Source organism: Marinifilum sp. RC60d5 (genome assembly GCF_052400665.1).
In the GTDB taxonomy this organism is placed as follows: domain Bacteria; phylum Bacteroidota; class Bacteroidia; order Bacteroidales; family Marinifilaceae; genus JBQTGK01.
This window is the reverse complement of the sequence record NZ_JBQTGK010000005.1, coordinates 115051-127271: the sequence shown is the minus strand read 5'-3', so window position 1 is coordinate 127271 and position 12221 is coordinate 115051. Positions and strand designations below refer to the sequence as shown.

The window sequence follows — 12221 nt, the reverse complement described above, 5'->3', positions numbered from 1 at the left end:
TTTGTCACACTTGACATCTACATATTGTCTAATTTATAAACACTTGTGAATAGATAAGTCAAATTATAACAAGAAAAAAATCAATTGAAATGAATAAAAAATTTGAATCAAAACAATTCATTGTTATTACATTAATAACCAGTATCTGGATTCATATTGGGGAAATCGCTAGAGCATATTTTGTAGCATTCCCTAGAATGGCATCATTTTTTGAAGATAAGATTCAAATAATTGGATTAGAGCAAGTACAATTAGGACACGCTTTAATTTGGGGGCTGTGGGATACAATGTTAACAGCAGTCACAGTATTCATGTTTTGGCTTTGTTCGGTAGCCTTCGGTAACAACAAAAAGTCAATTATTATTTCAGGTACCACTTCTGCCCTAGCAACACTCGGTATGTTCTGGATTGCATTTGTAAACTCAGGACTTGGAGAATGGAGTACTGCATTCACAATCTTCCCTTTTGCATGGATTGAACTTATAATTGGCGCTTGGATTGCGTCTAAGCTTTATGCTAAAAGAGGACTAAATTAATAATGCCTAAAGTATTTCTGAATACCTAGAGTTAAAAGTGATTGTAGTTAGCCTTACCTGAAATATTTAAATATAAGATTATGCCAGTAAGTAAAGATTTTCTGAATTATGTTCTCGATCAATTGTCTTCATGGGAAGGAATATATACCAAAAGAATGTTTGGTGGAGTAGCTCTTTATCAGGATGGTTTGACATTTGCATTAATCGCTTACGATGTGGTTTATTTGAAAGTAGATGAAAGTAATATCAGTAAATTTATTGAACAAGGATCTGTACCATTAAAACCCTTTAAGAGTGATGGAATTGTAAAGTCCTTTTATAATGTTCCTCCTGATGTATTCGAAGATCCAGATGAATTTATTCTATGGGCAAAAGAATCGTTTGAAATCCAAGTAAAAAAAAATAAAAACCAATAAAACAATGGAAAAACTGCACATTTTATGGACAAGTAATGACAAGGATACTTTTAAAAATATGATATCAATGTATTCAATTAATTCTATAAAAAATGGATGGTGGGATGCTGTTAATATCATTATTTGGGGAGGTTCTTCGAAATTGGCAGGAGCAGATGAAGAAGTTCAAAAAGAACTTCAGAAAATGATTGCCAGCGGAGTAACAATAGAAGCCTGTAAGGCCTGCGCAGATAAATACAAAGCTTCGGCTAAATTGAAAGAATTAGGTGTTGAGGTAAAATACATGAGCAAATTAACTGGTTATATTAAAGGTGACGATAAGATGATAACGATTTAAGATATGGAAATGAATACGAAACAATTAACAGCTCCTTGTGGATTAGCTTGCTGGGCCTGTGGAATTTATAAGGACAATATTACTGATGAGATCGCCCATTTGACTGCAGAAAGATTAAATATGCCTGTTGATGAAGTTGCTTGCTATGGCTGTAGAAGTGAAAAGGGTTGTTCAGTATCGGTTCCAATGACTCAAGGTAAGGGATGTAAAACGAAAGCGTGTGTTGCAAGTAAAGGATTACATAATTGTTCGGAATGCAATGAGTTTCCTTGCAATTATTTGATGCCTGTTGCGGATAGTGCTGACATGGTTCCTCATAATACAAAAATTTATAACTTAAGTAGAATTAAGCTAATTGGTTTAGAAGAATGGGCCAAAGAAGCACCTATGATTCAGCAGAAGTATTTTAAAGGCAAGTTTGTTTACGGACAGGACCCATCCCTATCTTAAATTCGCAAAAATCAGACTGTGAAATAATTTTCTAATCCTTAAAACCCAATATCATGAAAAAACACAATTGTGAAAAGTGTCCTATGCGTGCTAAATACGATCGAGCTCCAAAATCATTAATTGGACGATTTTGGCGATGGCATATTAACTTTTGTCCGGGATGGAAAGGCTATGTAAAATCATTGGATGAGGAAAAGAAAAATGAACTGACGATTAAATATGAACTTGTTGCGAAATAGGAAATAAAGAATGTAAAACCAACAGAAATGTTGGTTTTTTCATTTTCTGTAAAATTTACAAGTAAAACTGTTTTGCATAAATCACAAAACTAGATATTTCACAACTGAAAAAACGCCCATAACTCAGCTTTAGTTCTTTCATTATATATGGTTTATTTGTTAATGCTAATTCTTGCTGAATTACTTTCGATTTGTTTCCCTGACACATTTAATTGCACTTCTTTAACATTAGTATTAGCTTGAATATAGACCAGACATTTTCCTTGGTAAGTTTTGCGTGAATCTGTGGCTTTAAAATTATCTAAGGCTGTTAATCCTCCATTATCCAAGCCAATTATTTTTCCACCTATAACTTCGAAGTTTAATTCAACTTCCTGATGTTTAACAGAGATCCCTTTTTTATCCAACAATTGAATTTCTACCTGAGCAACACCATCTTTATTCACTTGATTTTTGTAAAATGAAACCTGAACTTTATTGGGATTTTCAGCAGTTATTAGAACAAATTCTGATGCTTTTTCGCCATCTTTATAAGCTATCGCTTTTAATTGTCCTTTAGCGTATGGTATCTCTCTCCATTTCATCAATCGGTTAGCACAATCATCAAGATATTGAGTCCCAATTTTTTTGTTATTAAGATAGAGTTCTACTTTGTCACAGTTGGTGTAAGTAATCAAATCCAGCACTTTACCAGATTTGTAATTCCATATTTCGTTGGCAGGAGGGACACCCCATTTTTTATTGAACCAGCTGTCTTTTTCATAAACTGCAATGTGAACCATTGGCTTGTTTGACCATAGTGACTCATAAAAATAAGAGGTAGGGGTTCTGAAACCTGCTGAATTTAGGAATGCTGCAGGCCAACAATATACCTTTGGCCAACTGTTCTTACCTTTTGCTGGAATTTCACCTAAGTACTTGATCCCGGACCATAAGAAAAGTCCCATATTTTGATCGTTCTCAATCACATCTAACCAAGGCGCACACTCATTATAACACCAACGTTCATTCTCTGTACTGCTGTAATAGGTATAACTCTCTGTGCTAACAAATGGTTTTCCAGGGTTACGATGCATTATTCTTGGTACCCACTGTTCACCGTAGTTCATCCCGATTACATCCATGTGTTGTGAGGATTCTATGATACCATCTACAATCTTTTCAGGATCGCCAAATTGTGGACGAGGCATTCCAGAAACAACAGGTCTACTCATGTCTATAGAACGTACATAATTACAATAGTTCTTTAATCCTTCTGTTTGTTCCTCTGTTCCAGGGTTGTGGTTTTCGTTTCCCACACTCCAAATAACTACAGATGGATGATTGCGATCACGACGTACTATTTCTCCAAAATTATGTTTCCACTCATTATGGAAAAATGGGTTGGCGTAGGTTTTATCATCCCACTTATCTACAAACTCATCCATTACTAAAAACCCTAAACTATCGCATATATCCATAAACTCTGGCGCCATAGAGTTATGCGCTGTACGAATGGCATTACAACCAATAGCCTTTAATTCTTCCAGACGACGCACCCATACTTCTTTGGGAACGGCTATACCAAAAACGCCTGCTGAACTATGAAGACAAACGCCCTTAAATTTCATATTTTCACCATTAAGGTAAAATCCGGTTTGAGCATCAAACTTGATATCACGTATCCCAAAACGAGTCTTATACTCATCAATGATTTTGCCTTTTTCTTTAATCTGACTCACTGCAGTATACATCGTAGGAGAATCAAGTGACCATAAGGCCGGTGAAAAAATGCTAAATTCCTGCTTCACTTCGGTGCCTTGTTTTGACCCTAATATAAATTTGGTCTCTTGTTGTACCACTTGTTTTCCCTCAGCATCATACACGGTGGTTTCTAGTAAGCAATTTTTCCAACTCGTTCCTGTGTATTCAAGTTCTGTATTAACGACAACTTTAGCTTCAGATTGGGTAACGATAGGCGTTGTAATGGCCGTACCCCAATTTTTCACATGCAGTGGATTGCTAATTCTCAGCCATACATTACGAAAAATTCCAGAGCCGGTGTACCAACGGCAATTGGGCTGAATGGAGTTATCGACACGAAGGGCAATCGTATTGGGCTCATTAAATTTTAGGAATGATGTAATATCAAAGTAAAAACTGGTGTAACCATCATACTGCACACCAACATATTTTTCATTCACCCAAATTTGAGCATGACGATAAACACCATCAAATTGAATTTCAAAATGTTTGTCCTTATCTTCTTGTTTAAGTTTGAATTGTTTCCGATACCAGCCTACTCCTCCTGGAAGCCATGCATTCTCATGGGCATTTTCTTTGCTGAACTCTTGTTCAATGCTCCAATCATGAGGAACATTTAAAGTTCGCCAGTTAGAATCATCAAAATCAACCAAATAAAAATTGGCACTTTCTTCTTGAAGTTTATCATTCTCCTTTGTTAGATAAAATTTCCAATTACTATTGAAAGAACTTTTATTTGAATTTTTCTGTGCTAAAAGAGGATTTAAAAATAATATTCCCCCAAACGCTAAAGCTAAATATCGTCTCAATTTCATGTCTTATTTCCTTTTAACTTCGTACAATTCTCCCTGAAATGCTTCTCCAAATGCCACCTTAAAACCTTTAGTTCTTAACTCTTCACCTGTTCCTTCAAACATTTTCTTACCATTGGGTGCAAGAGTAACTTCATATTTAGCAGTAGGATCTAGATAATCAACGGTTACCCACATTTCGCCTTGGTGTGATTTCTGCTTAAATACTCCAACAATACCACCTGATTGGGTATCGGTATTAATACGCTGAAATCCATCCCAATGACCATCTTGTGGTCTGCCAAATCCTGGTAAATCTTGACGATAGCGCATAAAATCATGTTCTTTTTGCATCTGTTTTAACCAATCGGCCATCTCCTTAATCTCTTGACGCTTTTCACGACTCAATTCTCGAGGATCACCCAATACGATAGGTAGAGTACCCGCTAAAGATTTCATAGAATACATAAAATTAGGATCATCCAAACCTTGATTTCCAATAACCATAGAGGCTGCTGGAATACTTGGGGTGCGCGACCATCCTAAGTCACGAACTTTTAAAGCTCCAAGTGGAGAAGGATCAAAATAGTTTGAAATCCAGTTGCCATCTGCATGTTTACACATATCATAATCAATTAAGTGCAAAGCTCCCATGGTTTCAAAAGTACAATCTATAAACAAGCTTGGAGCGGCTTCATGAAGTTCATCAAAAAGTTCCCAAGTAGCTTGATACATTTGCAACATCGATTCATTGCGATCTTTGTGACTATGATTTAATGCATGACAACCTGAACGCGTTTTATCAGAAGTATAAGCACCTGTTACCGCGGCAAAATCACCTTTGATGTACTCCAAACCATAATCATCTACCATACCAAGAATGATATCACGAATATAATCTTTCCAGCCCGTAGTCATACACATGGAGCGTGACTCCCAACCGTAAAGATTGTCTTTGTCTGAATGAAGATTGATGTCATCACCATTCGCTTTTTTAACCGTCCACTCGGGATGATTTTTATACACTTCGCTTTTTGTTTCAGCCGAGCACAAACTAATCCAAACGCCAGGCTTCATGCCTTTAGATTTAATATAGTCGAAGACTGGTTTTAAACCATTAGGGAATTTTTCTTTATTTACGCCCCAATCACCATACGACTCTTGCCATCCATCATCGATAACAAATTCTTGAATCCCGCATTCGGCTGCTGCATCAGCCAATTCCATAATCATTTTCTCATTGATATTGTGTTTAAAAGGCGCCCAAGTATTATATACAAATACAGGCATCTCTTCTACCTTATATATTTGACAGCCCATATACTTACGCACAAAATCGTTAACCGAAGTATTTAAAGCAGCATAGGGATCATCGGTGTTTGCATAGGCTGCAGAGAAAACCCAAGTACTTTCCCAAGTTTGATTTGGTTCTATCCATTTTCTAAATCCGAAATTTTGCTCAATATGCGTTAAGCCAATACTCAATAAACTAGGAGTTTCAAAAGCCGATGTACGTTTCATTACACCAGGAGCTTCATTTCCTAACACCAAACCTTTACGGTATTTGTGATTATGAATGACCACTGTTGGATCATACCAGTTACCAACAAACTGACCGCGATGCATCTGTCTGCCATAATCATGCATAATCCAAGTTGTGGTTCCTACACCTCCAATAGAAGTTTTGAAACGCTCAACATCAAGCGATTCTATTTTAATTGTTGAGTCTCCCGTATTCGTGAATTCAATTTTTTTACGAATGATTGGTAGTTCGGGATAAATCAAGTAAGTAATACCCACTTGTAAATCTGCCTTCGTTGAATTAAGAAAAAGTTTAATCCCATTTTCCACTTTCTCATATTTCTCGTATTCCCAACCACTTAAACCTGTAAGCTCTTTATCATTCAATTTAAATGCAAATTCATCAGAATTCGTTACAGAGAATTTATCCGCATCTTTTTTATTAAAGTTTTTAAAAGATTGAATAAACTCTTCATCTTCTTTAAGCAATTTGTAAGTTGAAGTTGTAAACTTACCGTCTTCACTTAGGTTAATTTCTCTATGAATAACACCATTATCCAATACCAATAAATTATTTTTAAACGTAGTTGTTACCTGAGCATTAACAATTACACTCTCACCTATAAGACAAATTAAAGTCAGAAATAATAATAAACATTTTCTATTCACTTTATTTATTTGATATGTTTCCATATAGCATTTTTTTTGATTCCAATGATTAATAATTTTCTCTTGTTTATCAATATCTCAATAGTAAAGAAACTTAGTTTGCTTTACTTAGCGTATAAACAACTATAATGACAATAATGGGATCGTTCCCATTGGCTGATGTGAAAAAATAAATTGAAGCTATAATAAAAGCCAGAAAAAGGACGAATAATTAGAGATTATAGATGCACATAGTACATCAACAAAACTTAACAATCTAATTTCGAAATTCACGTTAACCATCTTTTAATTCACTTCGTAGTATTTCTCATTTTTAGTTCACAGTCAAACATTTCAACAACAATATCTGTCTTATCTTCCTCAATTAATTTTATAAGAGTATTTATAGACTTCTCTGCAATCTCATTAAAAGGTAGTGCTATAGTACTCAAAGGAGGAGACGTATTTTTAGCAACCACAAGGTTATCATAGCCAAACACTGAAACATCATCAGGAATATGGTAGCTATTATTATTCAGGTAATCTAATACTCCCATTGCCATAAGATCGGTTGCGGCCATAATTGCATCTGGTGGGTTAGTCAACGCCATCAGTTCTTCGGCAGCTTTATAGCCACAATCTCGAGTGAATTTAGCATTTATGATATGTGCATCATTTATTTTTAAATTATTATCCGCTAGGCATTTTAGGTAGCCATCAAAACGATTATTGACGACCATAAGTTCTTCTTTCCCTTTAATATATGCAATATGTCTACTTCCTGATTCTATAAGCTTTTGTGTTGCCTTATAGGTTCCTTTTTTACCATTAGCACAAATGCATGAAAGTCCTGAATCTAGAAACATAGAGTCACAGCATAAAATAGGCGTAAGTTTATTAATCTTTCGAAGCTTCTTAATAAATGCATCATCTTTACGATAAGAAAAAAGTATGATACCATCGATACTCCTAGCCAATAAATCATCAATCCTTTTTTCTTCCGATTCTCCATTAGGATCAGTTACACAGATGTAATTTAGATATCCTCTTTCTCTAGAAATTGTATCAACAATACTATACCATTCTGTGAAAAAAGGATTCTTTAAATCGGGGAAAAGAATTCCAATGGAAAAGGAACGATTTGTACGCATGCCTTTAGCAAACATATTTGGACGATAATTTAAATCATCCATAACTTTCATAATCTTAGAGCGAGTCTCTTCTTTCACAAAACCATTATTACTAACGACTCTCGAAACTGTAGATTTTGAAACTCCTGCTAATTTAGCGATATCCTTTATGTTAGCCATTTAAACTTTTCCTTAATGCGCTTATGGGAACGTTCCCATTGCAAATGTAAGATAATTTTTTTTACAAGCCAGATCTTCGTGATATTTTAAATGAATTCTATTTAAAGAGATGGAATTGCATCGAAACTTGAATTAATAAGAAATTAGTATTACAATTAAGCTTTTATAATTATTTTTTTCATTTTCTGTAAAATGTATAAGTCTATCCTTGATTAGTATAAGATTTTAGAACTAAAGCAATGTAATTTTGTAGCAAAAGTTAAATATGAAACAATCGATGATGATAATTTTTATGGCAATTATAATCCTAGTTTTTGGAACAGTTGCCTGGTATATATACAGTAGGTGTGCTTTAGCGCTGGAGGGTAATCGTATGCTATCTGTTTTTACATGGGCATTTTGGTTTCTAATAGCCACATTTTTTGTAGGTCAGATACTGGAACGTGGCGAGCCAGGCGTAATGGCTACCCTAATAAGTCGAACAGGTTCGGTGGGCTTAGCCTTCTTTTTGTATATGCTTCTATTCGTTTTATTTGTAGATTTTGTGCGGGTGTTTCAACACTATTTCCACTTTATTCCCACTTCACTTACTTCAGGAATCCTATCGGGTAAAATGCTCTTTATTTATGGTATTTCACTAAGTACAATAATCACAATTGGAGGTTTTATAAATGCTCACAATCCGATTGTAAAAGAAATTGATCTAGAAATTAGTAAAAAGAACTCTAAACGAGATTCTCTTAAAGTACTTCTGGCAACAGATGTTCATTTAGGGGTAATGTTAGGCAAAAATCATGCTCAAAAATTAGTGCGCCAAATAAATGCTCAAAAGCCAGACATTGTGCTATTTGGAGGTGATTTAGTGGACCACAATCCGAGCCCTGTAATGAAATACGATATGGGTACTTATATCGAGAAAATTAATGCGCCGCTTGGTGTATATGCAGTTACCGGAAACCATGAGTTTATGGGGAAACCAGATGTTACTATCGATTATTTTACGAAACATGGTATTACTTATATTCGAGATTCAATAGTAGATATCGATGGCATTGTACAAATTTTAGGTCGCGACGATAAAGACAAAAGTCAATTCACTCAAGAGAATCGAAAAAACATGGATGAGATCATGAATAATAGCAATGCCAACCTACCCTTATTGCTTGTGGATCATCAACCCGTTGAATATGATAAAGCCTCGGAAAATGGTGTAGATTTAATGATGTCGGGACATACACACAAAGGACAATTATGGCCTCTCTCATTTGTTACAAATTTGGTGTACGAAAATGATTTTGGTTTGATGAAAAAAGCAAATACCTGGTTTTATACCTCATCGGGTTATGGAACATGGGGACCACCAGTACGCACAGGAAATAGACCGGAATTGGTCGTATTTAATCTTTCTCTAAAAAATAATTAGTAATACAAAAAGGTAAAAGCCAACAGCAATGTTGGCTTTTTTATTTCGTTTCGATGTCACACCTTGTACAATCTCTTAGTCTAATACATAGAAAATGTAGTTAAGAAACGAATTGAAAAAGAAGAGTATTCTTTTAACAGTAATTATTAAATCACCAATTGATATGAAAAAATCAAATAGCATATTTCAAAAAATAGTTTTAATCACTGGCATTCTAAATTTTCCAATTGGTCTAATGATGATCGTACCAGCTTTATTAAAACCTAATCCGGAAACCTTAATTACCACAGTTGTAGTGGGCGCCTTTATGATGTTCGCAGGTACCACTTTAATCTGGTCTACAAAGGATTTACAAACAAGGGCTTCTATTGTTGTGTGGAACGGTTTGGTTAGAGGCATTGGAGTGCTGAGTGTTGTTTATACCACAACAATAGGAATTGTTCCTACCGAACAACTTGTGGTTACAGGCTTGGACTTCTTATTGTTCCTAATCTATATTATTGGAAGTGTGAAAATTACAGGTATCTCATTTATCAATCTACTATTGGCAAAAAACATACAGGTCTATAAATAATAAATGACGTGATATAATAAGAAAGAAGGTATTCATTTTTGGATATCCTCTTTTTTATTGTGTTAAAGTGGAATATTCTTTTCTAGTGGAGCAAGAGCCTTATTAGTTCTTCTTTTTCTCTTCTTCGGTAATTAGTATACAACAATCAGGAATTCATATACATTCGCTAAGTGTGTCAGGAGTAGTTTTGTATCAATAAAACGATACAAAATGAAAAAGACAATATTAATTACAGGTGCAAGTAGCGGAATTGGGAAAACAACAGCAAAGTATTTCCATGAAAAAGGATGGAATGTAATCGCTACCATGCGAACTCCTGAAAAGGAAGAAGAGCTGACTAAACTAGCGAATATATTGGTAACAAGATTAGATGTTACAGATCTGGAGTCAATCGATAATGCTGTACAAAAAGGGATTGAGCAGTTTGGCAAAATAGATGCATTGCTAAACAACGCAGGTTATGGTGCCTTTGGGCCTTTGGAAGCCTTTCCTAGAGAAAAAATGATTCAACAGTTCAATACAAATGTTATTGGAGTGTTGGATGTTACTCGTGCAATTCTTCCGCATTTCAGAGCCAATAAAGACGGTGTTATTGTGAATATCTCATCTATTGGAGGTAAAACAACTTTCCCATTGGGCTCTCTTTACCATGGAACGAAATTCGCTATTGAAGGTATTTCAGAATCTCTGCACTTTGAGTTGGAGCCTATCGGCATTAAAGTAAAAATTATTGAGCCGGGCATTATTGCAACGGATTTTGGTGGACGTTCATTAGATTTTAATAACGACGAAAACATGACAGAATACCAAGCTTCGGTTGAAAAGTTGATGAAATTCCATAACAATTTTAATGAAGTTGCGTCGCAACCAATAGTTGTGACCGAACAAATATATGCTGCGATTACTGATGGAACAAACACTCTAAGGTATGAAGCTGGAGCCGATGCTGTAGACTTGCTTGCCAATCGTAAAAAGTTAAACGATGAACTATTTATTGCAGGAATCAAACAACAATTTGGATATTAAAAGATAAAGAAATGAATACAAAAGAAGCATTTAAACCTGCCATTCTCGGTAAAATAGAAGTAAAAAACAGATTTGTACGATCGGCTACAAATGACCCGAATGCGGAAAATTTCATGCCTAATCAGGCAATTTTTGATAAATATGAAGATTTATGCAAGGGAGAAGTAGGCGTTATTGTAATGGGGTATTTGGTATTTTCAAAGTCAGACCATTATGCCGGAAACTCCCTTGAATTGGGTGTTGATACAGTAGCTGAGTTTAAGAAAGTAACCGACATGGCACATGCTTATGGTACAAAAATGGTAGCTCAGATTAACCATACAAGCACACAGTTGTTTTTTCAGCCAGAAGGAATTGTCTATGGACCATCCGAGTACACCGACCCGATGTCAGGTATTCAAGCCACTGCCTTTTCAAAAGAACAGATTCAGGATTTCATAAAAGAATTTGGACAGGCGGCAGTTTATGCAAAAGAAGCTGGATTTGATGCTGTGCAAATTCATGGCGCACATGGTTATATGCTCAACAAATTTATGAGTCCTTTGTACAATAAACGTACCGATGAGTATGGCGGAGATGTATATGGCAGAATGAAAATTGTACTTGATGTCTTAAGTGAAATTAAAAACATCTGTGGCGAAGATTATCCAGTTTGGATAAAGCTGAGCAGTACCGATTTCGATAAAGACTATAAAGGTTTAAGCGAAGAAGATTTTCTAGTAATTGGTGAGCAACTTGCAGAAAATGGAATCGACGCCATAGAAGTTAGCGGTGGTTCAATGGCAGGAGTTCACGGTTCAGCGCGTCCTAAAAATTATGCAGCCTATCATCTTGATGCAACTAAAAAACTAAGTGAAAAAGTGGATACTCCGATTATACTTGTTGGCGGATTAAGAGATGTTGATGAGATTGATAAGATTCTTTCCGAAACAAAAATTGAAGCGTTTTCTATGAGTCGAGCATTGGTAAGAGAATCGGATTTGGTTAAACGATGGATGAGCGGTGATAGAACGAAAGCAAAATGTGTTGCCTGCAACAGTTGTTTTAATCCCAATGGAATAGAGTGTTTCTTTAATCTTAGCGAAGAAAAACAGCAAGAATTTAAAGAGATGATGAAAACGATGCAAGCGAAGAGTTAAGTTAAATCCTTCATTAATAAAACTAACAAAAAGTACGGGGGTATTTTAAAATTGAATTCATACTAGAT

12 protein-coding genes are annotated in these 12221 nt (G+C 35.3%); 9 read left to right on the top strand and 3 right to left on the bottom strand.

Annotated features, from left to right (window positions below; all coding sequences use genetic code 11):
• Positions 1 to 89: 89 nt before the first annotated feature.
• The 5 genes from ACT3CE_RS13280 (at position 90) to ACT3CE_RS13260 (ending at position 1978) form a co-directional block, all read left to right on the top strand.
• Positions 90 to 536 carry a hypothetical protein gene (locus tag ACT3CE_RS13280; RefSeq protein ID WP_444710252.1) on the top strand — a complete coding sequence of 149 codons (447 nt, stop codon included), beginning with the start codon at positions 90 to 92 and terminating at the stop codon, positions 534 to 536.
• Between the two features lie 80 nt (positions 537 to 616).
• Entirely contained in the window at positions 617 to 952 is a 336-nt protein-coding gene (locus tag ACT3CE_RS13275; RefSeq protein WP_444710251.1) for a TfoX/Sxy family protein, read from the top strand.
• Positions 953 to 956: 4 nt separating this feature from the next.
• Positions 957 to 1289, top strand: a complete 333-nt coding sequence (locus ACT3CE_RS13270; RefSeq protein WP_444710250.1) for a DsrE family protein — start codon at positions 957 to 959, stop codon at positions 1287 to 1289.
• Between the two features lie 9 nt (positions 1290 to 1298).
• Entirely contained in the window at positions 1299 to 1739 is a 441-nt protein-coding gene (locus ACT3CE_RS13265) for a DUF3795 domain-containing protein (protein WP_444710249.1), read from the top strand.
• Between the two features lie 53 nt (positions 1740 to 1792).
• Complete coding sequence (locus ACT3CE_RS13260; RefSeq protein ID WP_444710248.1) at positions 1793 to 1978, top strand: hypothetical protein; 186 nt, start codon at positions 1793 to 1795, stop codon at positions 1976 to 1978.
• A 152-nt stretch (positions 1979 to 2130) separates the two neighbouring features.
• Here ACT3CE_RS13260 and ACT3CE_RS13255 read toward each other — a convergent pair whose 3' ends face one another.
• The 3 genes from ACT3CE_RS13255 to ACT3CE_RS13245 form a co-directional block, all read right to left on the bottom strand.
• Complete coding sequence (locus tag ACT3CE_RS13255) at positions 2131 to 4536, bottom strand: glycoside hydrolase family 2 TIM barrel-domain containing protein (RefSeq protein WP_444710247.1); 2406 nt, start codon at positions 4534 to 4536, stop codon at positions 2131 to 2133.
• 3 nt (positions 4537 to 4539) lie between these two features.
• On the bottom strand, positions 4540 to 6726 hold the full coding sequence (locus ACT3CE_RS13250) for a glycoside hydrolase family 36 protein (protein ID WP_444710246.1): 2187 nt from the start codon (positions 6724 to 6726) through the stop codon (positions 4540 to 4542).
• Positions 6727 to 6992: 266 nt separating this feature from the next.
• Positions 6993 to 7991, bottom strand: coding sequence for a LacI family DNA-binding transcriptional regulator (locus ACT3CE_RS13245; RefSeq protein ID WP_444710245.1), 999 nt, complete (start codon positions 7989 to 7991; stop codon positions 6993 to 6995).
• Between the two features lie 265 nt (positions 7992 to 8256).
• Between ACT3CE_RS13245 and ACT3CE_RS13240 the strand changes: the two genes are divergently transcribed.
• The 4 genes from ACT3CE_RS13240 (at position 8257) to ACT3CE_RS13225 (ending at position 12153) form a co-directional block, all read left to right on the top strand.
• Complete coding sequence (locus tag ACT3CE_RS13240) at positions 8257 to 9414, top strand: metallophosphoesterase (RefSeq protein ID WP_444710244.1); 1158 nt, start codon at positions 8257 to 8259, stop codon at positions 9412 to 9414.
• Positions 9415 to 9577: 163 nt separating this feature from the next.
• The gene (locus tag ACT3CE_RS13235) at positions 9578 to 9988 is read left to right on the top strand and encodes a hypothetical protein (protein WP_444710243.1); all 411 of its coding nucleotides are present in this window, start codon (positions 9578 to 9580) and stop codon (positions 9986 to 9988) included.
• A 210-nt stretch (positions 9989 to 10198) separates the two neighbouring features.
• Positions 10199 to 11014 carry an SDR family oxidoreductase gene (locus ACT3CE_RS13230; RefSeq protein WP_444710242.1) on the top strand — a complete coding sequence of 272 codons (816 nt, stop codon included), beginning with the start codon at positions 10199 to 10201 and terminating at the stop codon, positions 11012 to 11014.
• A gap of 11 nt (positions 11015 to 11025) precedes the next feature.
• Positions 11026 to 12153 carry an NADH:flavin oxidoreductase gene (locus ACT3CE_RS13225; RefSeq protein WP_444710241.1) on the top strand — a complete coding sequence of 376 codons (1128 nt, stop codon included), beginning with the start codon at positions 11026 to 11028 and terminating at the stop codon, positions 12151 to 12153.
• Positions 12154 to 12221 lie beyond the last annotated feature (68 nt).

Bases quoted from the DNA above. Each gene is read 5' to 3' on its own strand.
- ACT3CE_RS13245 (WP_444710245.1), bottom strand. From the start codon at position 7,991: ATGGCTAACATAAAGGATATCGCTAAATTAGCAGGAGTTTCAAAATCT.
- ACT3CE_RS13255 (WP_444710247.1), bottom strand. From the start codon at position 4,536: ATGAAATTGAGACGATATTTAGCTTTAGCGTTTGGGGGAATATTATTT.
- ACT3CE_RS13270 (WP_444710250.1), top strand. From the start codon at position 957: ATGGAAAAACTGCACATTTTATGGACAAGTAATGACAAGGATACTTTT.
- ACT3CE_RS13235 (WP_444710243.1), top strand. From the start codon at position 9,578: ATGAAAAAATCAAATAGCATATTTCAAAAAATAGTTTTAATCACTGGC.
- ACT3CE_RS13260 (WP_444710248.1), top strand. From the start codon at position 1,793: ATGAAAAAACACAATTGTGAAAAGTGTCCTATGCGTGCTAAATACGAT.
- ACT3CE_RS13225 (WP_444710241.1), top strand. From the start codon at position 11,026: ATGAATACAAAAGAAGCATTTAAACCTGCCATTCTCGGTAAAATAGAA.
- ACT3CE_RS13230 (WP_444710242.1), top strand. From the start codon at position 10,199: ATGAAAAAGACAATATTAATTACAGGTGCAAGTAGCGGAATTGGGAAA.
- ACT3CE_RS13240 (WP_444710244.1), top strand. From the start codon at position 8,257: ATGAAACAATCGATGATGATAATTTTTATGGCAATTATAATCCTAGTT.
- ACT3CE_RS13280 (WP_444710252.1), top strand. From the start codon at position 90: ATGAATAAAAAATTTGAATCAAAACAATTCATTGTTATTACATTAATA.
- ACT3CE_RS13275 (WP_444710251.1), top strand. From the start codon at position 617: ATGCCAGTAAGTAAAGATTTTCTGAATTATGTTCTCGATCAATTGTCT.
- ACT3CE_RS13265 (WP_444710249.1), top strand. From the start codon at position 1,299: ATGAATACGAAACAATTAACAGCTCCTTGTGGATTAGCTTGCTGGGCC.
- ACT3CE_RS13250 (WP_444710246.1), bottom strand. From the start codon at position 6,726: ATGGAAACATATCAAATAAATAAAGTGAATAGAAAATGTTTATTATTA.